Source organism: Pantoea sp. GM_Pan_3, assembly GCF_026541045.1.
Lineage (GTDB): Bacteria > Pseudomonadota > Gammaproteobacteria > Enterobacterales > Enterobacteriaceae > Pantoea > Pantoea anthophila.
Genome location: NZ_JALNVA010000008.1, coordinates 148,366 through 175,225, shown reverse-complemented (window position 1 = coordinate 175,225; position 26,860 = coordinate 148,366). Strand labels below are relative to the sequence as shown.

The 26,860-nt window shown below is 57.2% G+C and carries 25 protein-coding genes; 11 read left to right on the top strand and 14 right to left on the bottom strand.

Annotated elements, in window-relative coordinates:
- Window positions 1-52: 52 nt before the first annotated feature.
- The 7 genes from cysA to OXR04_RS19770 all read right to left on the bottom strand — a co-directional run bounded on the left by cysA (window position 53) and on the right by OXR04_RS19770 (window position 5,646).
- Entirely contained in the window at window positions 53-1,141 is a 1,089-nt protein-coding gene (gene cysA, locus OXR04_RS19800) for a sulfate/thiosulfate ABC transporter ATP-binding protein CysA (protein ID WP_140029689.1), read from the bottom strand.
- Entirely contained in the window at window positions 1,131-2,006 is an 876-nt protein-coding gene (cysW, locus tag OXR04_RS19795; RefSeq protein WP_267372637.1) for a sulfate/thiosulfate ABC transporter permease CysW, read from the bottom strand. The genes cysA and cysW overlap by 11 nt, the downstream gene beginning before the upstream one ends.
- Window positions 2,006-2,839 carry a sulfate/thiosulfate ABC transporter permease CysT gene (gene cysT / locus OXR04_RS19790; protein WP_009088836.1) on the bottom strand — a complete coding sequence of 278 codons (834 nt, stop codon included), beginning with the start codon at window positions 2,837-2,839 and terminating at the stop codon, window positions 2,006-2,008. Before cysT ends, cysW begins: the two co-directional genes overlap by 1 nt.
- On the bottom strand, window positions 2,839-3,855 hold the full coding sequence (locus tag OXR04_RS19785) for a sulfate ABC transporter substrate-binding protein (RefSeq protein WP_111207810.1): 1,017 nt from the start codon (window positions 3,853-3,855) through the stop codon (window positions 2,839-2,841). The genes cysT and OXR04_RS19785 overlap by 1 nt, the downstream gene beginning before the upstream one ends.
- Before the next feature lie 226 nt (window positions 3,856-4,081).
- Complete coding sequence (locus OXR04_RS19780) at window positions 4,082-4,699, bottom strand: RpoE-regulated lipoprotein (RefSeq protein ID WP_267372636.1); 618 nt, start codon at window positions 4,697-4,699, stop codon at window positions 4,082-4,084.
- 64 nt (window positions 4,700-4,763) lie between these two features.
- Complete coding sequence (locus tag OXR04_RS19775) at window positions 4,764-5,231, bottom strand: DUF2919 domain-containing protein (protein ID WP_267372635.1); 468 nt, start codon at window positions 5,229-5,231, stop codon at window positions 4,764-4,766.
- A complete protein-coding gene (locus tag OXR04_RS19770) occupies window positions 5,221-5,646 on the bottom strand; it encodes a GNAT family acetyltransferase (RefSeq protein ID WP_140029692.1) in 426 nt (141 codons plus the stop codon). Before OXR04_RS19770 ends, OXR04_RS19775 begins: the two co-directional genes overlap by 11 nt.
- A gap of 208 nt (window positions 5,647-5,854) precedes the next feature.
- Here OXR04_RS19770 and amiA point away from each other — a divergent pair, with 208 nt between their 5' ends.
- Window positions 5,855-6,703, top strand: a complete 849-nt coding sequence (gene amiA / locus OXR04_RS19765; protein ID WP_009088831.1) for an N-acetylmuramoyl-L-alanine amidase AmiA — start codon at window positions 5,855-5,857, stop codon at window positions 6,701-6,703.
- A 187-nt stretch (window positions 6,704-6,890) separates the two neighbouring features.
- Here amiA and OXR04_RS19760 read toward each other — a convergent pair whose 3' ends face one another.
- Window positions 6,891-7,034 (bottom strand): hypothetical protein, encoded by a 144-nt coding sequence (locus tag OXR04_RS19760; protein WP_237712306.1) that lies wholly within the window; start codon window positions 7,032-7,034, stop codon window positions 6,891-6,893.
- Window positions 7,035-7,080: 46 nt separating this feature from the next.
- On the bottom strand, window positions 7,081-7,722 hold the full coding sequence (locus tag OXR04_RS19755) for a hypothetical protein (RefSeq protein WP_267372634.1): 642 nt from the start codon (window positions 7,720-7,722) through the stop codon (window positions 7,081-7,083).
- A 229-nt stretch (window positions 7,723-7,951) separates the two neighbouring features.
- Here OXR04_RS19755 and hemF point away from each other — a divergent pair, with 229 nt between their 5' ends.
- From hemF to tkt, 4 genes are all read left to right on the top strand, one after another.
- Window positions 7,952-8,866: an oxygen-dependent coproporphyrinogen oxidase gene (hemF, locus tag OXR04_RS19750; protein ID WP_267372633.1), complete on the top strand. Its 915-nt coding sequence runs from the start codon at window positions 7,952-7,954 to the stop codon at window positions 8,864-8,866.
- 199 nt (window positions 8,867-9,065) lie between these two features.
- On the top strand, window positions 9,066-9,905 hold the full coding sequence (locus OXR04_RS19745; protein WP_267395151.1) for a class I SAM-dependent methyltransferase: 840 nt from the start codon (window positions 9,066-9,068) through the stop codon (window positions 9,903-9,905).
- 496 nt (window positions 9,906-10,401) lie between these two features.
- The gene (gene tal / locus OXR04_RS19740; RefSeq protein WP_009088826.1) at window positions 10,402-11,352 is read left to right on the top strand and encodes a transaldolase; all 951 of its coding nucleotides are present in this window, start codon (window positions 10,402-10,404) and stop codon (window positions 11,350-11,352) included.
- Between the two features lie 57 nt (window positions 11,353-11,409).
- Entirely contained in the window at window positions 11,410-13,410 is a 2,001-nt protein-coding gene (tkt, locus tag OXR04_RS19735; protein ID WP_267372631.1) for a transketolase, read from the top strand.
- An 80-nt stretch (window positions 13,411-13,490) separates the two neighbouring features.
- Here the strand turns inward: tkt and OXR04_RS19730 are convergent, their stop codons facing one another.
- Window positions 13,491-13,670, bottom strand: a complete 180-nt coding sequence (locus OXR04_RS19730) for a hypothetical protein (protein WP_033736151.1) — start codon at window positions 13,668-13,670, stop codon at window positions 13,491-13,493.
- Between OXR04_RS19730 and ampH the strand changes: the two genes are divergently transcribed.
- Window positions 13,669-14,832: a D-alanyl-D-alanine-carboxypeptidase/endopeptidase AmpH gene (gene ampH, locus OXR04_RS19725; protein ID WP_046102347.1), complete on the top strand. Its 1,164-nt coding sequence runs from the start codon at window positions 13,669-13,671 to the stop codon at window positions 14,830-14,832. The genes OXR04_RS19730 and ampH overlap by 2 nt on opposite strands.
- Here the strand turns inward: ampH and OXR04_RS19720 are convergent.
- The 4 genes from OXR04_RS19720 to OXR04_RS19705 all read right to left on the bottom strand — a co-directional run bounded on the left by OXR04_RS19720 (window position 14,829) and on the right by OXR04_RS19705 (window position 18,848).
- Window positions 14,829-15,902, bottom strand: a complete 1,074-nt coding sequence (locus OXR04_RS19720; RefSeq protein ID WP_033736150.1) for a DUF1176 domain-containing protein — start codon at window positions 15,900-15,902, stop codon at window positions 14,829-14,831. The genes ampH and OXR04_RS19720 overlap by 4 nt on opposite strands.
- A gap of 182 nt (window positions 15,903-16,084) precedes the next feature.
- Complete coding sequence (gene nudK / locus OXR04_RS19715; protein ID WP_046102349.1) at window positions 16,085-16,663, bottom strand: GDP-mannose pyrophosphatase NudK; 579 nt, start codon at window positions 16,661-16,663, stop codon at window positions 16,085-16,087.
- A 135-nt stretch (window positions 16,664-16,798) separates the two neighbouring features.
- On the bottom strand, window positions 16,799-18,295 hold the full coding sequence (ansP, locus tag OXR04_RS19710) for an L-asparagine permease (RefSeq protein WP_009088814.1): 1,497 nt from the start codon (window positions 18,293-18,295) through the stop codon (window positions 16,799-16,801).
- Window positions 18,296-18,575: 280 nt separating this feature from the next.
- A complete protein-coding gene (locus OXR04_RS19705; RefSeq protein ID WP_009088813.1) occupies window positions 18,576-18,848 on the bottom strand; it encodes a YdgH/BhsA/McbA-like domain containing protein in 273 nt (90 codons plus the stop codon).
- 253 nt (window positions 18,849-19,101) lie between these two features.
- On the opposite strand from OXR04_RS19705, the gene narQ reads away from it, so the two are divergent.
- The 5 genes from narQ (at window position 19,102) to dapE (ending at window position 26,848) form a co-directional block, all read left to right on the top strand.
- Complete coding sequence (gene narQ / locus OXR04_RS19700; protein ID WP_009088812.1) at window positions 19,102-20,790, top strand: nitrate/nitrite two-component system sensor histidine kinase NarQ; 1,689 nt, start codon at window positions 19,102-19,104, stop codon at window positions 20,788-20,790.
- A gap of 68 nt (window positions 20,791-20,858) precedes the next feature.
- On the top strand, window positions 20,859-21,488 hold the full coding sequence (locus OXR04_RS19695) for a response regulator (RefSeq protein WP_058957420.1): 630 nt from the start codon (window positions 20,859-20,861) through the stop codon (window positions 21,486-21,488).
- Window positions 21,489-21,655: 167 nt separating this feature from the next.
- Window positions 21,656-24,772 carry a multidrug efflux RND transporter permease AcrD gene (gene acrD, locus OXR04_RS19690; protein WP_267372630.1) on the top strand — a complete coding sequence of 1,039 codons (3,117 nt, stop codon included), beginning with the start codon at window positions 21,656-21,658 and terminating at the stop codon, window positions 24,770-24,772.
- 578 nt (window positions 24,773-25,350) lie between these two features.
- Window positions 25,351-25,719, top strand: coding sequence for an ArsC family reductase (locus tag OXR04_RS19685; RefSeq protein WP_009088808.1), 369 nt, complete (start codon window positions 25,351-25,353; stop codon window positions 25,717-25,719).
- Window position 25,720: 1 nt separating this feature from the next.
- The gene (dapE, locus tag OXR04_RS19680; RefSeq protein ID WP_267372629.1) at window positions 25,721-26,848 is read left to right on the top strand and encodes a succinyl-diaminopimelate desuccinylase; all 1,128 of its coding nucleotides are present in this window, start codon (window positions 25,721-25,723) and stop codon (window positions 26,846-26,848) included.
- Window positions 26,849-26,860: the final 12 nt, after the last annotated feature.

Here is a 26,860-nt window from a genome sequence, read left to right as displayed (position 1 = left end):
AGGCAAAAAAAAGGCGGGAGTCACACTCCCGCCCGGTGTTGATCAGAAAATATCAGGCGCTCTGGGCAAAGGCAACAGCGCGCAGCGGGGTATCCCCCTTATAGAGACGCGCCTGCTGCAGGCCAACAAACAGGCGTTCGCCACGAATCGGGGCGGTCTGTTCACCTTCAAATACCAGCGAAAACGGCTCGCTTTGCCAGCCAGCGGGCTGCACCACCAGCTGCCAGAAGTGTCCACGCGGACTCACTTCCAGCACCTGCACCGGTAGCGGGGTTTCCAGGCTGCTGTGGCGGGACACGTCGATTTCCCACGGACGCAGGAACAGCTCAACCGGGCCCTGATGTGCAGAGGTATACCCCAGCGGCCAGTGATGCGCGCCGACATGGAACTGCGACCCGTGGATCTCACCATCAAAGCGATTCACTTCACCCAGGAACTCCAGCACAAAGCGGGTTGCCGGATCGCGCCACACGTCATCTGGCGTGCCGACCTGCTCGATATTACCCTGGCTCATCACCACCACGCGGTCTGCCACTTCCATCGCCTCTTCCTGGTCGTGGGTCACAAACACGCTGGTAAATTTCAGCTCTTCATGCAGCTGACGCAGCCAGCGACGCAGCTCTTTACGCACCTGCGCATCGAGCGCGCCAAAAGGTTCATCCAGCAGCAGGATTTGCGGTTCTACCGCTAACGCACGCGCCAGCGCCACACGCTGTTTCTGCCCGCCCGACAGCTGAGCCGGGAAGCGGTTCGCCAGATGGGCCAGCTGCACCATCTCCAGCAGACGGGTAACACGCTGTTTGATCTCGGCCGCAGAAGGACGTTCCCGACGCGGCAGCACCGTCAGGCCAAAGGCGATGTTGTCGAACACCGTCATATGGCGGAACAGCGCATAGTGCTGGAAAACAAATCCAACCTGACGATCGCGCGCATGCAGACGACTCACATCGTTGCCATGAAAACGGATCTGGCCGCTGTTCTGATGCTCCAGCCCGGCAATAATGCGCAGCAGCGTGGTTTTACCGGAGCCGGATGGGCCAAGCAGCGCCACCATTTCACCCGAGGCAATATCCAGGGAGATATCGTTCAGCACCGAGGTGCGACCAAAGGATTTGTTGATCTTGTTAATCTCAATGCTCATGATTTCCCTCCTGTTGCAGGTGCTTGTGCTGTTGCTCCAGACGCCACTGCACAATACTTTTCAGAAACAACGTTACAATGGCCATCAGGGTCAGCAGCGCGGCAGCGGTGAAGGCGCCGACCGTATTGTAATCCTGATGCAATAATTCAACCTGAAGCGGCAGCGTATAGGTCTCACCGCGAATCGATCCCGATACCACCGAGACCGCACCAAATTCACCAATCGCACGGGCGTTGGTCAGCACGATGCCATACAGCAGCGCCCAGCGAATGTTCGGCAATGTCACACGACGGAACATCTGCCAGCCTGAAGCGCCCAGCAGCACCGCCGCTTCATCTTCGTGACTGCCCTGGCTCAGCATCACCGGCACCAGTTCGCGCACCACAAACGGACAGGTCACAAACACGGTCGCCAGCACCATGCCCGGCCAGGCGAACATAATCTGGATGTTATGCGCATCCAGCCAGCCGCCCGCCGGACCGTTGACGCCCCAGAACAGCAGATACATCAGACCGGCCACCACCGGCGACACGGCAAACGGAATATCAAACAGGGTCAGCAGCAGCTGACGCCCCGGAAAGGTAAAGCGGGTCACCAGCCAGGCGAGCAGCGTGCCGAACACCAGGTTAACCGGAACGGTGATCAGCGCCACCATCACCGTCAGCCAGATGGCGTGCAGCATATCGGGGTCAGCCAGGTTGCTCAGGGAGACCAGCAGCCCCTGATTCAGCGCCTCCCAGAAGATGGAGACCATCGGCACCAGCAGCAGCAGAATCGAGAGCAGCGCGCCGATACCAATCAGCAGCCATTTGCCCCAGTTCACCGGCTGGCGATCCGCATGATTCAGTTGTGAAACCTCAGCCATTAGTGACCTCCCAGTCGACGGCCAAAGCGGCTCTGTAAGGTGTTAATCGCAAATAACAGGATAAGCGAGGCGGCCAGGATCACCGAGGCGATGGCGCTGGCGGCCGGATAGTCAAACTCCTGCAACCGGACAAAAATCATCAGCGAGGTCACTTCCGTTTTCCAGGCGATATTACCGGCAATAAAGATCACCGCACCAAACTCACCCAGGCTGCGGGTAAAGGAGAGCGCCGTGCCCGCCAGCAGCGCCGGGGCGACTTCCGGTAACACAACCCGACGGAAGCTCTGCCACGGTGTGGCACCCAGCGTTTCAGCGGCTTCTTCATACTCCGGGCCTAACTCCTCCAGCACCGGCTGTACCGTGCGCACCACAAACGGGATGCTGGTGAAGGCCATGGCGATGGCGATGCCGATCCAGGTGTAGGAGATTTTGATATCGAAATGGGCAAACCACTGTCCATACCAGCCGTTGACCGAAAAGAGTCCGGCCAGTGTCAGGCCCGCGACGGCGGTCGGCAGCGCAAACGGCAGATCCATCAGGCCATCCAGCAGCGTGCGGCCCGGGAAGCGGTAGCGGGTCAGGATCCACGCCATCAGCATGCCGAACACCGCATTAAACAGCGAGGCGACACCGGCGGAGAGCAGCGTAACCTTGTAGGCCGCAACCAGCTGCGGGTTGGTCACCACATCCCAGTACTGCTGAAGGGTCATCTGTGACAGCTGCATGATCACGGCGCTGATGGGCAGCAGCAGAATCAGACAGGTAAAAAGCAGGCTGGTGCCCAGGCTCAGTCCAAAGCCGGGCAACACGCGTTTATGACTTGCTGCAAACATTATCCACGCCCCGCCGCTAACAATTTATCCAGCTCACCGCCGCTGGCGAAATGCGTTTTCATCACGTTGTCCCAGCCGCCAAAGGCCTCTTCAACCCGGAACAGGCTGGTCTGCGGGAAGCGATCTTTCTGCTCTGCCATCAGCTGCGGATTGTTCACGCGATAGTAGTAGTGCGTAATAATCGTCTGCGCTTCCGGTGTGTAGAGGTAGTGGAGATAGGCGCTGGCCGCATCCGCGGTGTGGTTACCGGCAACGTTTTTATCTACCCACGCCACCGGGAACTCCGCCAGAATGTTGGTTTTCGGCACGATCACCTCATACTCATCTTTGCCGTACTGGTTGCGGATATTGTTTACTTCCGACTCAAAGCTAATCAGCACGTCGCCCAGACCACGCTCAGCGAAGGTCGTGGTCGCACCACGGCCCCCGGTATCGAAAACTTCAACGTTTTTCAGAAACTGCGTCATAAAGGCACGGGTTTTAGCCTGATCGTTACCGTCCGCTTTATCAGCAGCCCCCCAGGCGGCCAGATAGGTATAGCGACCATTGCCGGACGTTTTCGGGTTAGGGAAAATCAGCTTCACATCGTTACGGGTCAAATCTGACCAGTCATGAATTTGCTTTGGGTTTCCTTTGCGCACCAGAAACGCCATGGTGGAATAGAACGGTGAACTGTTATTCGGCAGACGGCTTTTCCAGTCTGCGGCAATCAGGTTGCCTTTATCATGCAGGACCTGCACATCCGTCACCTGGTTGTAAGTGACAACATCGGCGCGCAGTCCCTGCAGGATAGCCAGCGCCTGTTTAGATGAACCGGCATGAGACATTTTGATGGTCAGCGGGTCGGCAGGATGGCTGGCATCCCACTGTTTAACAAAAGGGGCATTCAGGGCAACAAACAGCTCCCGGGACACATCGTAAGAGCTGTTAAGAAGTTCAGTGGCATTGGCTGCGCCAGCAAGGCTCAGCGACAACGCGATACCGCTCACGACTTTTTTCATCGCTTGTAATGTCATTTGGCACCCTGAAAAAATTTGATGCGGATCTCACCCGCTGAAACATCAGTTTATTTATAACTCAGGGAAAACCAGTAACGGTTTTATATATCGTTTGATGATTTCAAAGTCGAAAAAAGCATAAGACAGCGGCAGAGTTTATGCAGAAATCAGCAAAAGCCGCAGAGAGGATAACCCCCGACGAGTACCAGCCTGCGGGGGTGACAAGGCGCGTCAGCGCATGACGTTAACGCTGCCAGACGATTTTGCTGAGTTTCCAGGTTTTCAGCGTGTCGTCAGAAGGCATCAGTCCTTCCGGTCCATGCCAGTCGCCATGGTAGAGATAGGTGAGATGCTGACTGCCAGGGGCCCGGCATGCTACGTCTCGCGCATCCGTTCCGCTGGCCAGGGTGCAGTTGCTGAAGGCTTTGGTGAACTTATTGCTGAAGGCATCGCCGACTTTACTGCCGTCGCTGCTGGCAATCTTGCTGTCCATCACCTCAATGCGTTCAACCTGCGACTGCCCGTAAATCACCAGCTTCACCTTGTCGTCATCCAGCGCCTGCCAGAACGCAACCACCTGACCGTTTTCGCCACGCATGCCCTGACGCAGGGTGTAATCCCCGTTCAGGCCGGCTTTGATCGCCTCCTCTTTCATGGCCGTCGAGGCGGTCAGTCCGCCTACGCCCTGCTCCGTCGCAGTGAGCGATGAACCGAACCAGTTCCACGGCAGCGCCGAGGACCAGTGATACGTCAGCGGATTCCACCAGCTGGCCTGCTGGCTGCTGTCAGTGCCGGAACCCGAACTGGCACAGCCGCTCAGTGCAACGGCGGCGATCAGTAGCGTGGAACGAACAGCTTTCATGAGAACTCCTGTAAATACGATGCCGGAAGGCGGAACTGATTGGAGTCGCAAAGCGCCAAAAAGTTTATTTAAGATGATGTTCAGGCAGAAAGCAGTCGCGGCAGCGACGGTCAGTCTGCAGCCAGATGAGAGCCAGCAGGTCAAATAGCGTCAGCAACAGGGGCAGCGGCGAACTGAGCAGATCACCCTGCACAAACTGCAGCCCCTGCCAGATGAGATTCACTAAAAACGACAGCGACAGCACGCTGCGCCAGTGCTGCCAGAGTCGCGGCAGCCGCAGCCGGTAACCGGTCAGCAGCAGACCTGACAACGCCGGTAATCCCAGGGCAAGACCGATCCAGAACGCCTGGCGATCCGGATAGAAGAGCGCCAGCAGATCGTTACCCTGCTGCCGTGACGCCCCGGCCATCACCAGCAGTAGCCAGGTGCGCGCCTGCAGTAACAGGATCAGCCAAAAAAGAAACGGCAGCCGCAGCTGCCCTCTGGCGTCATAGTGGTCCGGCTGATAGTCAGGGGACGGTTTAGTATTCACGATCTTCGATCAGACGTTTGCCAAACAGCAGCACATCGACCGGCTCATAATCGAGCTTCTCGTAAAAGGCCACCACCTGATCGTTCTCTTCACGGATCATCAGATGCAGCTTCGGACAGCCGCGAGCGATGAGCTTCTTCTCCAGACGATTCATCAGCGCATTCGCAAAGCCGCGTCCCTGATAGTCAGGATGCACCGCCAGATAATAGGCCGCACCGCGATGACCATCGTAGCCCCCCATCAGGGTGCCGACGACCACGCCGCCGACTTCAGCAACCAGAAAGAGATCGGGGTCGTGATGCATTTTGCGTTCGATATCCAGCTCCGGATCGTTCCAGGGCCGTAACAAATCGCAACGTTCCCATAAGGTGATCACTTCTTCAAAATCTTCCTGGCGGAAGGCGCGGATTTCCATCTTCTTCACCTGCAATTAAGCACAATTTGCTGATTATCACGCATTCTCTGCCGCACGCAACCCTCGGCTGAACGGCGGCAAATAAAAAAGCGCAAATTTTCTGTTCGCGGCCTGCAATACAAAGTAATGCCCTGAAATGGTTATGTGATCGCACACAACAGAGCCTTAGGCTATAACACCGGCAGGATTTCTGTTACCGGACCCGCACATGCACCTGCTTAAACGTTTGATTCATCGCCGTCAGTTACTCCTTTCCGGTCTGGCTCTGGCCGTTTTATCGCCGCGCGCGGTTCAGGCCAGAGAGCCTTCAGCGCTTACAGGAACAGGCCGCCATGCACGCCCTGCTCCGCCAGCCAGTAACGGAAAGCGCATTGTGATGATTGATCCCGGCCACGGGGGCATCGACTCCGGCGCGGTCGGCGAGGAGGGTTCAGAAGAGAAGCACATCGTGCTGGAGATTGCCGGTAACGTGAAACGGCAGCTGCAGAGCCATCCGCGCATCGAAGTGCGTCTGACCCGCGACAGCGACCATTTTATTCCGCTCTACCAGCGGGTGGAGATTGCTCATCAGCATGGCGCGCATCTGTTCATGTCGATCCATGCCGACGGCTTTACCAGCCCCGATGCCAGTGGCGCCTCGGTATTTGCGCTCTCTAATCGCGGTGCCAGTAGTTCAATGGCGCGTTATCTCTCTCAGCGTGAGAACGATGCGGACAAACTGGGCGGCGTGAAGGCGCAGCAGCAGGATCACTATCTGCAGCAGATCCTTTTCGATCTGGTTCAGACCGACACCATCAAAAACAGCCTGACGCTGGGCAAACATGTGCTGGATCAGATTCGCCCGGTTCATCATCTGCATAGCCAGCACACGGAACAGGCTGCTTTCGCGGTCCTGAAGTCGCCCTCCATTCCTTCGGTGCTGGTTGAAACTTCCTTTATTACCAATCCGCACGAAGAGCAGCTACTGGGCACCACGGCATTTCGTCAGAAAATTGCCGCCGCCATTGCCAGCGGTATCGTCAACTATTTTGATGAGTTTGATCGCCGTAATGCCTGATGCGGAAAGTAATAATGACTCAGTGCAGAAGCTTAAATAAACGCATGTGGACCTGAGAAATGCTCCATCCGACGTAACGTTCAGGCGAAGCGAACGGCGGAATGGTCATTGTGAATTAAGTTTTAAGTAAGGCCGTATTGACGGCCTTCTGGCTGCCTCTCTGCCGGAAGTTAATCGTGGCAGAGGGTTATCGGCGGTCAGACTTATCCGCGATAAGATAAGTCAGCCCATAAATCACCAGACCAGCAACAAGCACCAGCAGCGGCCCGACAATACGCATCGCCCCTTCATTCAGCGTAGCGGTCAGAAATATGCCAATCACTATCGCCATAAGGACAAGTCCGCCTGACACCTCGGCTATCAGCTTCCGGATCAGCCTAATAGTTTTCGATAGCATTAATAAACTCCTCCGCGGCCGATGGATTTTTGCGCAGCGCTTCACCCATTTTTATAAAATTCTGCAAGGGTTCTTCAAACATGAAATAGAGCATATCGTAATCATTTAACCGCAGCTTTTGCCACAGCTGGGGGTTTTGCAACTGTAAACGACGGGAAGCTTCACAGGCTCTTGAAATTACGCCCTGAGCCACAATTCCGCCGGTCAAGGCTCCGGTCACTCCTCGCAAGGCAATACGGGAAATAAAAGATAACATTACGCCGCCGACCACTTTTGATCCCAGCCATGAAGAAAGTGCAAGTTGTGTCGTTGTACGACTGGTCGTCGAAGCGGCTCCGCCAATCAGTTTGTCATAAATTTTCTTTAAGGCGGGTTCTGGCAGATTTTTAAGCGAGTCATCAATGATGATTTTTGCAATTCTGATTATTTCATTTCTGTTTCGGAAAACATGACTTACCGCTCGCCCTACGCGAATATCATCCTGCATATTCCGGTGCTGAATGCGACGTCCTCCATCCGAGAGGTTCAGATCCTGAAAAGTGCGCTCCAGCCCCAGGTAAAAATCCGTTGGCACCGATATAACGCCAGACATTACCGAGTGAGCCAGCATGGTTGCGTTCATTCCCTTTCTCCTTTTAGGTTCAACGGTCCATATTTTTTTACTATGTTACATCTTAAAAAAATCTGGACTGTAAGGGCAAGGTTCGATGATCACACTTGCGTCGCCCGTCATAGCCTTAACATGGGGTCTGGAATCTTTGCCTTTATGCCTGCCTGGATAGCCGCACTCATGCAAGCAGGCCGATTTTGCGTATAATCGCCCTAAATTAAAACCGACGATAAGCGAAAAGATGGCTGATATTTCCCGCGTAAAAGCATTCCTGCTCGCTCTGCAGGATGAGATTTGTAAACAGCTGGCGGCTGAAGATGGCGGCGCAGCGTTCGCAGAAGATAGCTGGCAGCGTCCTGGCGGCGGCGGCGGTCAAAGCCGCGTACTGCGAAACGGTGCAGTGTTTGAACAGGCGGGCGTAAACTTTTCGCACGTGCATGGCGATAAGATGCCGGCCTCGGCTACGGCGCACCGTCCGGAACTGGCGGGCCGCAGCTTTGAAGCGATGGGCGTGTCGCTGGTGATCCACCCGAACAATCCCTATGTGCCCACCAGCCACGCCAACGTGCGCTTTTTTATCGCGGAGAAACCCGGTGCCGATCCGGTGTGGTGGTTTGGCGGCGGGTTTGATCTCACGCCGTTCTACGGCTTCGAAGAAGATGCACTGCACTGGCATCAGACTGCCGCCGACCTCTGTCAGCCTTTTGGCGACGACGTTTATCCGCGATATAAAAAGTGGTGCGACGACTATTTCTATCTGAAACACCGCGATGAGCAGCGCGGCATTGGCGGCCTGTTTTTTGACGATCTCAACACGCCCGATTTTGAGCAGAGCTTCAGCTTTATGCAGGCGGTGGGACGCGGCTTTATTGATGCCTACCGGCCGATTGTGGCACGCCGCAAAGATCATCCGTGGGGCGATCGCGAGCGCCAGTTCCAGCTCTACCGCCGCGGGCGTTATGTGGAGTTCAATCTGGTGTGGGACCGTGGCACCCTGTTTGGCCTGCAGACCGGCGGCCGCACGGAATCGATCCTGATGTCGATGCCGCCGCTGGTGCGCTGGGAATATGATTATCAGCCTGAACCAGACTCGCCTGAAGCGGCCCTCTATCGCGACTTCCTGCCGGTGAAGAACTGGCTCAATCTGCCGTCATAATCCCCCGGACCGCAACGTGGCTGCCTGCCTGCATTGCGGTTCATTACGCTGTCTCAACCGCCTGAAACCGTTCATCTTCCTGCCGCTCCCACCCGACCTGATAACCGATAAAAAGGGTTCAGTTCCGTTTGTTTCTCATTCATTAGTGCCCTGAATTTCATTGATACACTAGGCCATATTCAGGATAAGGACACCAATGATGGCTTCATTCACAGACCCCGATAAAAACCTTGAAACACTGAATTTTGCGGAGATAGCGGAACGGCTTAACATCGAAATATACAGTGGTTTCAAACCCGACCTTTCTCCCTGGCTGGGCAGAAATATTATCTTCGACGACATCATCGCAAAGAGAACGGCGACTGAAGGTCACTACGAAGATCAATGCTCCGGGAAATATTACTTTGATATTTTTAATACCATTAAGTCGGCACTGGGTGAAGTCAGCAGAATCGTTGAAGTGGGCGTCTTTATGGGAGGCAGCACCTCTGTTCTGGCTGGCTGTGCACACTATCTGGGTATTGAACTCGATTTGATCGACATCAGCCCGGACCATTTACAGTTCGCCAGAGAGCGCGCAAGAAGAGCCTATCCGGAGACCGTCGAAAGCCGGGTCAGGATGTACCATGGCACCCTTCCGGAGTATGTCAGGGATGTGCTGATGAAAGAAGAAGGCGGAAACGTCATCATTCATCATGATGGCGCGCACGATTTCGAACAGGTGATCCGTGACCTCGGCAGCCTCTTTTATATCAAAGATAAACTGCACAGCTTACTGATTCAGGATACCCATCTGCGTGGCGTTCCGGAATCTTTCAATTTTGTCGATGCCGCCGTCTATTCTATTTTCGGTCGGGATGTCACTTATGCGCCGCTGGGTACCGTCTATAACGACGGGCCGGTTTGTGAACCGAACCGCTGGCAGGGCAACTATTTTATGCCGGGTGAACCCGAAGGAATGTATATCCCGCTTACGCATAATAAATTTTACTACCCCCACCCCAAAATAACGCTGGCGCAATTTTTTGAGCGGCAATAGCGCAGCGCGGGATTCGGGCCGCCTGTACTCTCATCGCGGCCTGTTTTAAAACGCCTCTCCCGGGGAGGCTCAGACATCCCCCCTGTTTAGCATTCAGCCTGCCCCGCCACATTTCACTGTGGCAGCGCTTTTCCCGTCCCCCGTTTTTACTTTCCGATTCACCACACCGTTATCTGCTCCCGGCGTATGATGAGAGTGAGTGTCGTAACGCCGCTTTGATGCGGAGAGGGCACGGATTGCTACAGTGTTGCCTGCGTCATTTTCCCCGACTGCTATGCTTAAGGGTGGAATATGGCGCACCCCTCGGGTTACACCGCATGACGGCTCCTTCGCACCGCCTCGCAGCGCAACAATCAGAGAAACCGCATTTTCATCAGAAAGTGTCTGTTGCAATGTTATGGGTTCGCGTTCCCGCTAGCAGCACATGCCACAGACCGGCTGCGAGGCCTGAGGTGATCCCTGTTCGCTTTCATTTTTCTTTTCAAGGAGTTTAAAGATGAACCAGCTAGAAGCCCTAAAACAGTTCACCACCGTGGTGGCGGACAGTGGCGATATCGAATCGATTCGTCATTACCACCCGGAAGACGCCACCACCAACCCTTCTCTCATTCTGAAAGCATCCGGTCTCGAAGGGTACAAACACCTGATGGATGACGCGATTGAGTATGCTAAAAAACAGGGCGGCAGCAAAGAGACCCAGATCATCAACGCCAGCGACAAAGTGGCAATCAATCTCGGTATGGAAATCCTGAAAAGCATACCGGGCCGTGTTTCGACCGAAGTGGATGCGCGCCTCTCCTTCGATCGTGGCATGTGTGTGACCAAAGCAGAAAAACTGATTCGGATGTACGAAGAGCAGGGTATCGACCGCTCGCGCGTACTGATTAAGCTGGCTTCAACCTGGGAAGGTATCCGCGCTGCGGAAGAGCTGGAGAAGAATGGTATCCACTGCAACCTGACCCTGCTCTTCTCCTTCGCGCAGGCGCGTGCCTGCGCGGAAGCGGGCGTGTTCCTGATCTCCCCGTTCGTGGGTCGCATCTACGACTGGTATAACTCACGCAAGCCGATGGAACCCTACGTGGCAGATGAAGATCCGGGCGTGAAATCCGTGCGTCGCATCTACGACTACTACAAAAAGCACCGCTACAGCACCATCATCATGGGTGCCAGCTTCCGTAAAGTGGAGCAGATTGTGGCGCTGGCGGGCTGCGATCGCCTGACGCTCTCCCCTAACCTGCTGGAAGAGCTGCAGAACAGCGACGCGCCGCTGGAGCGCAAGCTGGAGCCGTCTACCGAAGGCTTCCATCAGCCATCACCGCTCTCTGAGGCGGAGTTCCGCTGGGAGCATAATCAGGATCCGATGGCGGTTGAGAAACTGTCTGATGGTATCCGCCAGTTCGCTGTTGACCAGCAGAAGCTGGAAGATGTACTGGCCGCACGTCTGTAGTCCTCATTTTAGTCGGGCGGGACTTTCCCGCCCTGATGCATAACAAGGGAGAACTTTATGTCCTCACGCAGAGAGTTGGCAAACGCGATTCGTGCACTGAGCATGGATGCGGTTCAGAAGGCAAATTCCGGCCACCCCGGTGCGCCCATGGGAATGGCCGATATCGCCGAAGTGTTGTGGCGCGACTTCCTTCAGCACAATCCGACCAATCCCGCCTGGCTTGATCGCGACCGCTTTATCCTCTCCAACGGCCACGGCTCAATGCTGCTCTACAGCCTGCTGCACCTGAGTGGCTACGACCTGCCGATTGAAGAGCTGAAAAACTTCCGTCAGCTGCACTCCAAAACGCCGGGCCACCCGGAAATCGGCTACACGCCGGGCGTAGAAACGACGACCGGCCCGCTGGGTCAGGGTCTGGCGAACGCCGTTGGTCTGGCGATTGCAGAGCGCACGCTGGCCGCGCAGTTTAACCGTCCGGATCATGAGATTGTTGACCACCATACCTATGTCTTCATGGGCGATGGCTGTCTGATGGAAGGGATTTCTCACGAAGTCTGCTCCCTGGCGGGCACCCTGGGTCTCGGCAAACTGATCGGCTTCTATGACCATAACGGTATCTCGATCGATGGTGAAACCGAAGGCTGGTTTACCGACGACACCCATAAGCGCTTCGAGTCTTACAACTGGCACGTCATCGGCGACATCGACGGCCATGACGCGGACGCCATTCGCGAGGCGATCAAAGAGGCGCAGAGCGTTACCGATAAGCCTTCGCTGATTATCTGCCGCACCATTATCGGTTTCGGTTCCCCGAACAAAGCCGGTAAAGAGGAGTCGCACGGCGCAGCGCTGGGTGAGGAAGAAGTCGCCCTGACCCGCAAGCAACTCGGCTGGAACTATCCGGCGTTTGAGATCCCGACTGAAATCTACCAGCAGTGGGACGCCAAAGCCGCCGGTGCGGAACGGGAAAAAGCCTGGGATGCAAAATTTGCGGCCTATAAAGAGGCACATCCTGAGCTGGCGAAAGAGTATGAACGCCGTATGAATGGCGAGATGCCGTCCACGTGGGAAAGCGAAGCCACCCGTTTCATTCAGGAGCTGCAGGCTAACCCGCAGAAAATTGCCAGCCGCAAAGCCTCACAAAACTCGCTGGAAGCCTACGGCAAATTACTGCCGGAGTTCCTCGGCGGTTCTGCAGACCTGGCGCCCAGTAACCTGACAATCTGGTCTGGCTCCAAATCGATTAAAGAAGATCCGGCCGGTAACTACATTCACTACGGCGTGCGTGAGTTCGGGATGACGGCGATTGGTAACGGTATCGCGCACCATGGCGGTTTCGTCCCCTACACGGCTACCTTCCTGATGTTTGTCGAATATGCGCGTAACGCAGCGCGCATGGCGGCGCTGATGAAGGCGCGACAGATTCTGGTCTACACCCATGACTCCATCGGTCTGGGTGAAGATGGCCCGACCCACCAGCCGGTTGAGCAGATCGCCAGCCTGCGTCTGACGCCCAACATGAGCGTATGGCGTCCGTGCGATCAGGTGGAAACGGCTGTGGCGTGGAAAGCGGCTATCGAACGCCATCATGGCCCGACTGCGCTGATCCTCTCCCGTCAGAATCTGCTGCAGCCGGAACGTACCCCGGAGCAGATCGAGAACATCAAACGCGGCGGCTATGTGCTGAAAGATTGCGACGGCACCCCCGAAGTGATCCTGATTGCCACCGGTTCAGAAATTGAGATCACCCTGGGTGCAGCCGATAAGCTCACTTCAGGCGGTCACAAGGTGCGGGTGGTTTCACTGCCTTCAACCGACCTGTTTGATGCGCAGGATGCTGCCTACCGCGAATCCGTTCTGCCTGTCGGCGTGAAGGCGCGCGTGGCGGTGGAAGCCGGAATCGCCGACTACTGGTTCAAGTATGTGGGTCTGGAAGGCGCGATTGTCGGTATGACCACCTTTGGTGAATCAGCGCCAGCCGGCAAGCTGTTCCCGGAGTTTGGCTTCACGGTAGAGAATATCGTCAGTCACGCTGAAGCATTACTCAAGCCGGTGTAATGCTTTTGCCCTTCCCGGCACACCGGGAAGGGCCATTTCATCACATAGCCCGAAACAGAAAAAAATCTCGTCTCCCCTCTTCACGCCCCGCACAAACTGATTACTATAGAGCCGTCATAGTTAATGCTGCCTGCGCCCTGGCTGCCCGCCTGTTCCTGCTGCTCTTCTGCCGGAATAACGCGATGTGCTGCCCGCGTCTGTCCGATGCGTGAAGGCAGATCTCCTCCGATCTCTATAGCGAAGCCATTTCCGTTGAACATGCGCACACCCTATTTACTGGCCCTGATGGTTTCACTGCTTCCATTAAAAAGCATGGCGCAGGTCGCGCCCGATCCGCTGCTCGCCTCTCAGATTGTTGACCGCTATGCGGAGCATATCTTTTATGGCAGCGGTGCAACCGGTATGGCACTGGTCGCGATTGATGGCAATCAGCGGGTCTTCGCCAGCTTTGGTGAAACCCGGCCAGGCAACAATGTGCGCCCACAAAAAGATTCGCTGATTCGTATCGCCTCGCTGAGTAAGCTGATGACCAGTGAAGTGATGGTCAAGCTGGCGGAGCGCGGACAGATTCGCCTCGACGATCCGCTGAGTAAATATGCGCCGCCGGGCACCCGCGTGCCTGCTTATAACGGACAGCCCATTCGTCTGATCAACCTCTCCACCCATACCAGCGGACTGCCGCGTGAACAGCCTGGCGGCAAGGCGCAGCGGCCGGTGTTTGTCTGGCCGACGCGCAGTGAACGCTGGACGTGGCTGTCACGGGCGAACCTCAAAGCCGCACCGGGCAGCAGTGCCGCCTACTCCAACCTGGGTTACGATCTGCTGGGCGATGCGCTGTCGCGCGCGGCGGGCACGCCCTACCCGGCCCTGTTTCAGCAGTTGATCACCCGTCCGCTGGGTATGAAAGACACCACCTTTACGCCTTCGCCTGAGCAGTGTGGTCGCCTGATGGTGGCTGAGAAAGGGGCCAGCCCCTGCAACAACACCCTGGCGGCGATTGGCAGCGGCGGCGTTTACTCCACGCCGGATGATATGGGCCGCTGGATGCAGCAGTTCCTTAACTCGTCGGTTAACCATCGCACCCCGCAGATCGATCGGCTGCAAACGCTGATCTATCGCCGCGATCAGCTGACCCGCGTGGAAGGCATGGATGTGCCAGGGAAAGCGGATGCGCTGGGGATGGGCTGGGTCTACATGGGACCAAAGAATGGTCGTCCCGGGATTATTCAGAAAACCGGCGGTGGCGGGGGTTTCATTACCTATATGGCGATGGTGCCGCAGCATAACGTGGGCGTGTTTGTCGTGGTGACGCGCTCGCCGCTGACCCGCTTTACGCCAATGAGCGACGGCGTAAACAACATGCTGGCTGAGCTGGTCGGCAACCAGACCGGCTCTCCGATGATGGTGCAGGTCATCCGCTAACGCTGCTGGACGCCACCGTCTGACTGGCTGACCCACAGGGTTGGCCAGTCATCACTGCTGTGCCAGGCATCGCAGGTCGACTCCTCCGCATATTCCGCCAGCACAAAGCGGGTGCCATCAAACTGCCAGCGTGTGGCACTGCCGCAGTCACCGAGTCCCCGCCCCTTGCCAAATGTATAAAGCTGGCCGCTGGCCGCATCATACTCGGCGTTAATCAGCTCAAGCTGGCGGTCACTCGCCCGCGGCGGGGTAAAGGGCAGCGTCAGCGTGATGCCCCGGGCCACGTAGGGCGGGCTGCGCGTCACTTCAAACGCCAGATCGATGACGTTATATGCCCCCATTTCACAACTGACCAGCAACAGCGCATGCTGATCGGTGAGAGGCGCAACGCTGACCTCACGCCGCAGCGGGTCGAGTGAGCAGGAGTCGGTATTGATGCGCCAGGTGCCGTAATCGATTAATCCGCTGGTCTCTTCGCGCGTCAGGGGCGCAGGCGGCCTCACGGCGGGAGGCAGCTGTGGCAATGCTGGCGGCGGCGGAACCTCCCAGCTGGCGCGGTCGCCACGTTTAATCCACGCGCTCATGCTGTTCACCCGCCCCTGCCTGTCATCCATCAGCAGCAGTGCAGCTTTCATACCGCGCAGGGAGATCGCGGCACTGGCATCGTAGGTGAGTTGCAGGGTTTTGGCTTCCATCACCAGATCAAGAAATTCATCAATGGCGATAGCATTGCTGGTGGCGAGATGGTGCGGTTCTGCCGTCCAGTGTTTGAGGTCCGGTTTAAGACGCCGCTGGTCGAGCAGCAGATTATCCTGCAGCGGGCCGCCAGGCAGCGCGCCGGTATAGGCACTGCCGTAGTCGATGCGGAGTAAGGGGCGATCGTTAACGCCCGCATGGCGCGAAATCGTCATCACCAGCCCTTTATCGCCGGGGATGTTGCGGGCCACGCAGAAGGCTTCGTTGTTGCAGGTGATTTGCCAGTCGTTGAATGACTTTTGCAACGGTTCCGCCTGAACACAGGTCACCCACAGAGACGTCGACAGCCACAGCGATTTCATCCAGTACGACATTAAGAAAATCGATCCCCAAAAACCCAGAGTGGAGAGGATAGCGCATCAATGGGCCAGACAGGGTTCGCATTCTGTGAACCCGTGCAAAAAGCGCAGTTAACTGCTTAAAAAGCGTGCATAACCTGGAGACAGTGTCCGCATTGCATCCCGGGCTGTCGCGCGGCGGGCCGTTCAGGGCACGATTATGGTGTCAGCCAGCCTGCGATACGGGCATGCTGCAGCAGCATAATAGTTTTACCGTCGCGAATGCGGCCATCGGCGACCATCGCCAGCGCATCCGGGAAGCGCAGCTCCAGTACATCAATCGACTCATCATCAACGCCCCCGCCCGCATTGTCACGCAGCGCGTCGTGATATTCCGCCGCGAAAAAGTGGATCAGCTCGGTCACGCCGCCCGGTGACATGTAGCAGCTATAGAGTTTTTCCACCTCACCCACGGCGTAGCCGGTCTCTTCGATGGCCTCTTTGCGGATGCAATCTTCCGGCGTGTCATCATCCAGCAACCCCGCGCAGGCTTCGATCAGCATGCCGCTGTCGTTACCGTTGACGTAGGTGGCGATGCGAAACTGGCGCGTCAGCACCACACTGTTTTTTTCACGGTTATAGAGCAGGATGGTCGCCCCGTTGCCGCGGTCGTAGACTTCACGCTTGTGGCGGATCACCTCACCCTGACGGTCGGTTATCTCATAGGTGTAGTTACGCAGCACAAACCAGTTTTCAGACAGGAGTTTATCTTTGATGATGTTGATCTTAAACGACATGCAGACTCCGCTACCGCATAAAGGGAGCCTTTCATCATAGGGGCAAGGAGGCGGGAAAACTATCCTAATTCGCGGCGCCGGTTTGCGCCCAAAAAAAAGCCAGCCCGGAGGCTGGCCTGATGACGGCAATGGCGATCAGCGGGAGGATTCATCCGCCAGCTGGGTCGGCTTTGCCTCCTCTTCATGATGATCATGCTCGGTTTCAGCGATAGCGTTAACGCGCTTACGCACGCCAAACCATCCCAGCACCAGCACCACGGCAATCAGTGGAATAGAGGCGATGGTATAGGTGCCGTTCGGGTAGTCGAACGCCATCAGCACCAGCACGCTGAACAGGAACAGCAGGGTCAGCCAGGACGTAAACGGCGCGCCCGGCAGCTTGAAGCTCACATCGTCCGCCTTACCCTCTTTGATCGCCTTACGCAGACGCAGCTGGCAGACCACGATAAAGGCCCAGGAGGAGATAATACCCAGTGAGGCGACGTTCAGGACGATCTCAAACACCTGCGACGGCACGTAGTAGTTAAGCACTACACCAATGACATAAACGCCGATGGTGACCAGAATCCCGGCATAAGGCACCTGCTGACCGTTCATCTTAGACATGAACTTCGGTGCAGAACCGCCCATCGACATGGAACGCAGAATACGTCCGGTCGAATAGAGTCCGGAGTTCAGGCTGGAGAGCGCCGCGCTCAGCACCACGATGTTCATGATGCTGCCGATGTAAGGTACGCCCAGCTTTGAGAAGAAGGTCACGAACGGACTCTGACCGGCCTGATAGGCGTTCCAAGGCAGCAGCAGCACCAGCAGGACCACCGAACCTACGTAGAACAGACCGATACGCCAGATCACGCTGTTAATGGCTTTCGGCAGCATGGTCTGCGGATCTTTACATTCGCCCGCCGCCGTTCCGACGAGTTCGATCGAGGCAAAGGCGAACACTACCCCCTGAATCAGCACCAGCGCAGGCAGTAAGCCGTGCGGGAAGATGCCGCCGTTGTCGGTAATCAGATGAAAGCCGGTGCTGTTGCCATCCAGCGGTTTGCCGGTGCCAAGGAACACCACGCCCACCACGAGGAAGACCACGATGGCCAGCACTTTCACCAGCGCGAACCAGAACTCCATTTCGGCAAACCACTTCACGCCGATCATGTTCATGGTGCCAACAATCGCCAGCGCACCCAGGGCGAAGACCCACTGCGGCACATCACCAAACGCGCCCCAGTAGTGCATGTAGAGCGCGACGGCGGTGATATCCACGATACCGGTCATGGCCCAGTTGACGAAATACATCCAGCCCGCCACGTAGGAGGCTTTCTCGCCGAGGAACTCACGGGCGTAAGAGACAAAGCTGCCGCTGCTGGGACGGTGTAACACCAGCTCACCCAGCGCACGCAGAATAAAGAAGGAGAAAATGCCACACACCAGATAGATGATGGCTAAGGCGGGGCCCGCAGCCTGCAAACGGCCACCTGCGCCCAGGAACAAACCGGTGCCGATGGCACCACCGATTGCGATCATCTGTACGTGCCGGTTACCCATAGCCTTCTGGTAGCCCGCGTCATGAGAATTGAGCCAGCGTCGTTTCGCAGCGCGCAACTCGCCTGGGGTTTTCTTTTTAGATTTCATAGCTTTCCTGTTTGTCCTGACCATCAGTCGTCGCTTCCCCCATGCAGGTGTCATGCCCTGAGTTATGGGGTATTTTCCTCTGTGCGCTTGCCTGTGAGTGAGTGCCAGGCAAGGCGGGAATTTACGGCGATGAATCCTACCCGTTATGCAGGAACGAAGCAAAATATACCGGGCGGATGCACAGGCTGATTTGTAAGAATCCGTCATGATGCACAAAAATAAAAAAACCGGCCATTTTCAGGCCGGTAAGAGCTACAGGGATGGAAACAGGAGGGTATAGCTAGCGATAAATCTCTGCGGTGCCGCTCCACAGGCTGGAGTCGCCTGGGTTATCGACGCCGATAACACGGTAGTGGCTGGCACCCATCTCTTCCGCTTTTTGCGACAGATGGCGGCTGGCATCATCCAGCGAGCCTCGCACGCCGGAGACCGAGACGCTGCCAATGCTCTGCAGGTTCTGCGCCTGGGCCTGATCGACCGGTGCAGCAGCGAAAGTGGCAAATGAGGCGGTAGTCAGTAAGGCGCCCGCCAGAACAGCATTCAGTTTTTTCATGGGATGCTCCTTAATCTGTAATCGGGGGTAAGTCAGTGACTGGAAGAATTATTAGCGCTGCAATGAAAAGCAACATCGGTGCGGTGTAAAGCTGTTTGTTTTTTAACCACAGAACCGTCGTCGATCCTGGGAACTGTCAGTTGCGGTCATTTTTTGTTCGGTCCGACACGACGGGTGCGATAAACCGCAGCAGGATCATTTGCGTCAGGGGATTGCTCTTTTATAATCCCGCACTCACCACAGGGCCATTCATGTGATTGTTAAACGTTCCGTAACTCAAAGCATCGCGCAGGCGCTCAGTGCCATTGTCCTGCTGTCGCTGCTCACAACAGGTCTGGCCCTGGTCACGCTGCTCAGCAGTCAGCGCGACGCAGAGGCGATCAATCTGGCCGGTTCACTGCGTATGCAGAGTTACCGCATGGCCTGGGATGCCAGCCGTCAGCCGCAGAATCTGCCGCAGCATCTGGCGCTCTATCAGCAGACGCTCGACTCCCCGGTGTTTCAGAAGCTGGATCGCCCCTGGGTTCCGCGTGAAGTCAGTACTCGCTATCAACGTCTGCGCGCCGCCTGGCCCGACCTGCAACAGCAGCTGCTGCAGGGCGATACCGTCACCTGGCAACATCAGATCCCGGTTTACGTCGCCGAGATCGACCGCTTTGTGCTGGGCTTACAGCGTTACACCGAGCTGAAAATGCATCTGGTGGCGGGCAGCAGCCTGGTGGGGGTGATTGCGATTGTGGCACTGGCGCTGATGACGATTCGCTTTACCCGCCTGCAGGTGGTACGGCCTCTCAATGCGCTGGTCACCGCCAGTCGCTACGTTGAGAGCGGCAATTTTGCTTTTCCGCCGCTGCAGGTCGAACAGCAGAATGAGCTGCGGGTACTGTCTCACGCCTTTAGCGGCATGGCGGCACGCCTGCACTCGCACTATAAGCTGCTGGAAAGTACGGTGCGTGAAAAGACCGAGGATTTAACCCAGGCGAACCGCACCCTCTCCCTGCTCTATGACAGCTCACAGATGCTGACGGCCAGCCCGCTGCATCCGGCCCTGTTTGAAGCCGTCCTGAGCCGCGTGCTGACGCGTGAAAAACTGACGGCTATCCGGCTCGACAGCGATCAGTTTCAGTTCTGCGCCGGTGATGAAGAGGCCGGGGGGCAGTGGCAGCGGCTGCCGGTCCGGCAGGCCGACCAGCCGATGGGCGAGCTGCGCTGGCAGACAGCCGGGGCCTCTCCCCCGGATGAGCTGATGCGCAGCCTCGCGGCGATGCTCGGACGCGCTATCTGGATCTGGCAGGCGCAGCAGCAGTATCAGCAGATGCTGCTGATCGAAGAGCGCACCACCATCGCCCGTGAACTGCATGATTCGCTGGCGCAGTCGCTCTCCTTTTTACGCATTCAGCTGACCCTGCTGCGCCGCACCGTCGATAAAGAGGATAGCGCAGCGCACACTATCATTGCCGACTTCGATCGGGCGCTGGCTGATGCTTACCGGCAGCTGCGTGAACTGCTGACCACCTTCCGCCTGACCATTGAGCAGGCAGATCTGGTCGCGGCGATGCAGGCGATGATCGCCTCGCTGCAGGAGAAGAGTGGCGCAGAGATACAGTTTCACTATCAGACCGGGCTGCTGAGTCTGGAAGCGCAGCAGCAGGTGCATGTATTGCAGATCGCCCGAGAGGCGCTGCTGAACGCGATACGTCACGCCAGCGCAGAGGTCATCCGGGTGGAGTATCAGCACAGTGAAAAAGGTGAGCACTTACTGACGATTACGGACGACGGTGTGGGCATGAACAGCACCGACGAACCCCCCGGCCACTATGGCCTGACCATTATGGCGGAACGCGCTCAGCGCCTGGGCGGCAACCTGACCATCCACGCGCAACCGCGGGGCACCCGGGTCGAACTGCGCTTTCCGCCGCAGCCTGCCCGTCCGCTGGAGTAACGGGCCGCCGCCTGGTTTACTCGCCAGAACAGACTGTCGGTTTCACTGAACCGATAAACGGAGAGACTATGCAACAACCCGCATTAACCCTGATGATTGTGGATGACCACCCGCTGATGCGTCGCGGTATTCGTCAGCTGCTGGCGCTGGAGCCGCAACTGACGGTGGTCGCCGAAGCGAATAACGGCACAGAGGCGCTGGCCGAGGCGCGCCGTCAGGAGCCCGACATCATTCTGCTCGACCTGAATATGAAAGGCATGTCCGGGCTGGACACGCTGAAGGCGCTGCGCCATGAAGGGATCAGCGCCCGCATTCTGGTGCTGACCGTTTCTGATGCCCGCAGTGACATTTTTGCGATGGTGGATGCCGGTGCCGATGGCTATCTGCTCAAGGACAGCGAACCGGAGATCCTGCTGGCGCATATTCTGCAGGCTTCGCGAGGCGAAAAAGTCTTCAGTGAAGGCGTCGCCAGCTATCTGACGAATCGCCAGCACAGCGCCGATCCGCTGCGTCAGCTCACCGATCGCGAGCGGGATGTGCTGCAGGAGGTCGCGCGCGGCCTTTCAAATAAGGAGATTGCCGCTATTCTGCACATCTCGGAAGAGACGGTAAAAGTGCATATCCGCAATCTGCTGCGCAAGCTGGATGTGCGTTCGCGCGTCGCCGCCACGGTGATGTGGCTGGAAAGCCGCAAATAGCCAACGAATTTACACTTTCTCCTCAATTTCTCCACGATTTCCCCCGCTGCCGCACGTAGAGTGAATGGCGGCGGCGAATCGTGGCAAAGCACATCCGATTTGTCTGTCAGTGCGCCCGTAGCGGGCAGGCCTGGTCGATTTTAACTGTCGTGAGGAGTGTCGGTTTAATGTCGAATTTCTTTATCGACCGCCCCATCTTTGCCTGGGTGCTGGCGATTCTGCTGTGCCTGTGCGGCACGCTGTCGATCAGGTCACTGCCCATTGAGCAGTACCCCGACCTGGCCCCGCCCAATGTTCGCATTACCGCTAACTATCCAGGCGCATCGGCCCAGACGCTGGAAAATACGGTCACCCAGGTGATCGAGCAGAACATGACCGGCATCGATAACCTGATGTACATGTCCTCCAACAGCAGCAACACCGGCCAGGCGCAAATCACCCTCACCTTTACCGCCGGAACCGATCCTGATGAAGCGCGTCAGCAGGTGCAGAACCAGTTGCAGTCTGCGCTGCGCAAATTGCCACAGGCGGTGCAGTCACAGGGCGTCACGGTGAACAAAACCGGTGACAGTAACATTCTGATGGTGGCTTTCGTCTCCACCGACGGCAGCATGGATAAGCAGGATATTGCAGACTATGTCGCCAGCAACATTCAGGACCCCCTGAGCCGCATTGATGGCGTGGGCCAGGTGGACGCCTACGGCTCGCAATACGCGATGCGCATCTGGCTCGATCCCAACAAGCTTATCGCCTATGCCCTGACCACCGGGGATGTGGTCAGCGCTATTCAGTCGCAGAACACCCAGGTTGCCGTGGGTCAGGTCGGAGGCCTGCCCTCGGTGGAGAAGCAGGCGCTGAACGCTACGGTCAATGCGCAGTCGATGCTGCAGACCCCGGAGCAGTTCCGGGCTATCACCCTGAAGAACAATCCTGACGGTTCCGTGGTGACGCTGGGCGATGTCGCCAGCGTGGCGCTGGGGGCGGAAAAGTATGATTATCTGAGCCGCTACAATGGTCAGCCCGCCTCGGGGCTGGGGGTAAAGCTCGCCTCCGGCGCCAACGAGATGAACACCGATAAGCTGGTGCGGGCGCGCATTGAGGAGCTGTCGCACTACTTCCCGCACGGGCTGGAAGCAAAAGTGGCCTATGAAACCTCGCCGTTCGTCAAAGCGTCAATTACCGATGTGGTGAAGACGCTGCTGGAGGCGATCGTGCTGGTGTTTGGCGTGATGTACCTGTTCATGCAGAATTTTCGCGCCACCCTCATTCCGACCATTGCGGTGCCGGTGGTGCTGTTTGGCACCTTCAGCGTGCTCTACGCCTGCGGATTCAGCATCAACACCCTGACCATGTTTGCCATGGTGCTGGCGATCGGGTTACTGGTGGATGATGCCATCGTGGTGGTGGAAAACGTGGAACGTATCATGCGCGAAGAGGGACTCTCGCCGCGGGCCGCCACCCGGAAATCGATGGGCCAGATTCAGGGCGCGCTGGTCGGTATCGCGCTGGTGCTGTCAGCCGTGTTTGTGCCGATGGCATTTTTTGGCGGAACCGTCGGCGCGATTTACCGTCAGTTCTCCATCACCATCGTGTCGGCGATGGTGCTGTCAGTGCTGGTGGCGATGATCCTGACACCGGCACTCTGCGCCACGCTGCTCAGGCCGGTGGCACAGGGCGAACAGCATGCGGCGCGCGGCTTTTTTGGCTGGTTCAATCGTCACTTCAACCGCAATGCTGACCGCTATGAGCGCGGGGTCGCGGCGATTCTGCGCCGCGGCGGTCGCTGGCTGCTGCTCTATCTCGGCCTTATCGGCCTGATGGCCTTTCTGTTTCTGCGCCTGCCCACCTCGTTTCTGCCGCTGGAAGATCGCGGCGTATTCCTGACGCAGGTGCAGCTGCCGGCGGGCTCGACGCTGGAACAGACCGCTCGCGTGGTCGCCAGGGTGGAGCACTACTATCTGACTCAGGAGAAAGCGAACATACTGTCGGTCTTCTCCACCATCGGTGCAGGCCCGGGCGGCAACGGACAGAACGTCGCGCGTCTGTTTGTGCGGCTGAAAAACTGGGAGGAGCGGCCCGGTGACGATCGCACCTCCTTTGCGATTATCGAGCGCGCGACCAAAGCCTTTCAGCAGATCAAAGAGGGCCGGGTGATAGCCAGCAGTCCCCCCGCGATTACCGGTATGGGCAGCAGTTCCGGCTTTGACCTGCAGTTGCAGGATCACGGTGGCATCGGTCATACCCAGCTGATGGCGATGCGTGACAGGCTGCTGGAGATGGCGGGCAACGATAAGGCGCTGTCGCGGGTGCGGCACAATGGCCTGGATGACAGCCCGCAGTTGCAGATCGATGTGGATGCGCGCAAAGCGCAGGCGCTGGGCGTGTCACTGGATACCATCAACGACACCCTGACCACCGCGTGGGGCTCCAGCTATGTCAACGATTTTCTGGATCGCGGCCGGGTGAAAAAGGTCTATGTGCAGGCCGCCGCTCCGTTCCGCATGCTACCGGACGACATTGACAAATGGTATGTCCGCAACAGCAGCGGCAAAATGGTGCCCTTCTCCGCCTTTGCCACCAGCCGCTGGGAGACCGGTTCGCCACGCCTTGAGCGTTATAACGGCTACTCATCGCTGGAGATCGTGGGCGAAGCCGCCAGTGGCGTGAGCAGCGGCGCTGCCATGGATGAGATGGAGAAGCTGGTTAACGCCCTGCCGCTGGGTGTCGGCTTCCAGTGGAGTGGCGCCTCTTATCAGGAGCGCCTCTCCGGCTCACAGGCCCCGGCGCTCTATGCCATTTCGCTGCTGGTGGTCTTTCTCTGCCTGGCCGCGCTCTATGAGAGCTGGTCGATTCCTTTCTCGGTGATGCTGGTGGTGCCGCTCGGCGTCGTCGGGGCGCTGATCGCCACCTGGCTGCGCGGGCTGGAAAATGATGTCTATTTTCAGGTGGGCCTGCTGACGGTGATCGGCCTGTCGGCGAAAAACGCCATCCTGATTGTCGAGTTTGCCAGTGAGATGAACAGTAAAGGGCGTGAGCTGGTGGAGTCTACGCTGGAGGCGTCGCGTCAGCGCCTGCGGCCCATCATCATGACGTCACTGGCCTTTATCTTTGGCGTGCTGCCTATGGCGATCAGCAGCGGAGCAGGCTCCGGCAGCCAGCATGCCGTGGGAACCGGCGTGATGGGCGGCATGATCTCCGCGACGCTGCTGGCGATCTATTTCGTGCCGCTGTTCTTTGTGCTGGTACGCCGTCGCTTCCCGCTTAAAGAGAAGCCGCATGACTGAATGCGGAGCCAATAAAAAGCGGCCCCTGAGATCAGCGGCCGCCTTATTTCTGTGTGTGGTAAGAATGTCAGCAAGCGGGAATGTCCTGCTTTAATCTCCACGTGTTACTTGTTGCGTAACATCGCTTCGATGAATTCTTTCCAGGTTCCCATTTCAGTGTCAATCATAATGCCCTCTCTTATTGTGCTGGCAATATTACGCGTTTTTTTTCGCCAGGTGAATACGTTTACACCTGTTATCACTATCGGCAGCAGCGATGAAAACATGAATATTGCGGATTTTGTAAGCTGACGCACATTTCAGCAACCTCCTAACTACGCAGGAAATATTTCGCGATTAACCCAGCGGTAGACGATTTTTTCAACATGGCGAAATTCTTAATCGCGAAATGATGAGCAGGGTAATGATTGCCCGCTGAATTGATAGCGTTTACCCGGGAGGAAATGATCCTCTGCCTGAGACTCGCTTTACGCACTATCAGCCGTCAGGGCAGATGCCGCAACGGATCACACTATGCTAAACTCGCGCTTTGGCTGCTTTTTCAACTTAACGCGCTTCATAACAATAAGGATCAGGCGATGTGCACGCAGTGGGTGATGTTCGGGATAAAAAATTGCGACACCATAAAAAAAGCCCGGCGCTTTTTAACAGATGCAGGCGTTGATTATCACTTTCACGATTACCGGGCCGACGGCCTGAGCGATGCACTGCTGCAGGAATTTATCGATGCGCTGGGCTACGAAGCCCTGCTCAACACCCGCGGCACTACCTGGCGTAAACTGCCCGAGGCTGACCGCGACGCGGTGACCGATGCCCGCAGCGCCAAAGCGCTGATGCTGGCGCATCCCGCCATGATTAAGCGTCCGCTGTTGCGCGCCCCGGATGGCAGCCTGCTCGCCGGTTTCAGCGAAGCCACCTATCAGAATGCTATTCAGGAGAAGCCATAATATGTTTTGCCCGGTCATTGAGCTGACGCAGCAGCTTATTCGTCGTCCCTCTCTCAGCCCCGATGATGCCGGATGTCAGGCTTTGCTGATCGCCCGTCTTGAAGCCATTGGCTTTCAGATTGAGACGATGAACATCGACGATACCCTGAACTTCTGGGCCACCCGTGGCGAAGGGGAAACGCTGGCGTTTGCTGGTCACACCGATGTGGTGCCGCCGGGCGATGCCAGCCGCTGGATTAACCCGCCGTTTGAACCCACCATCCGCGACGGCATGCTGTTTGGTCGCGGTGCGGCAGACATGAAAGGATCGCTGGCGGCCATGGTCGTCGCGGCCGAGCGTTTTGTGGCAGCCCGCCCCCATCACAGAGGGCGACTCGCCTTTCTGATCACCTCTGACGAAGAGGCCAGCGGTGCCAACGGCACGGTAAAAGTGGTGGAACGGCTGGTGGCGCGCCGGGAACGCCTCGACTACTGCCTGGTCGGTGAGCCTTCCAGCACCGAAGTGGTGGGTGACGTGGTGAAAAATGGCCGACGCGGCTCGATCACCGCCAACCTGATGGTACATGGCGTGCAGGGTCACGTTGCCTATCCGCATCTGGCTGACAACCCGGTTCACCGCGCGATGCCTGCCCTGAATGAGCTGGTGGCGACGGAGTGGGATCAGGGTAATGAGTTCTTCCCGGCCACCAGTATGCAGATTGCCAACGTCCAGGCGGGCACCGGCAGCAACAATGTGATCCCCGGCGAGCTGTTTGTGCAGTTCAACTTCCGCTTCAGCACCGAACTCACCGATGAGATGATCCGCCAGCGGGTCGCAGAACTGCTGGATCGTCACCAGCTGCGTTACACCATTGAGTGGAAACTTTCAGGTCAGCCCTTCCTGACCTCACGCGGAAAGCTGGTTGATGCCGTCGTGAAAGCGGTAGCGCACTATAATGAAATTAAGCCGCAGCTGCTGACGACGGGCGGCACCTCCGATGGCCGGTTTATCGCCCGGATGGGAGCGCAGGTGGTGGAACTGGGGCCGGTGAATGCCACCATTCATAAAATCAATGAGTGTGTGAAAGCTTCCGACCTGCAGATGCTAAGCCGGATGTACCAACGCATCATGGAACAACTGATCGCCTGATGGCGATGTTAA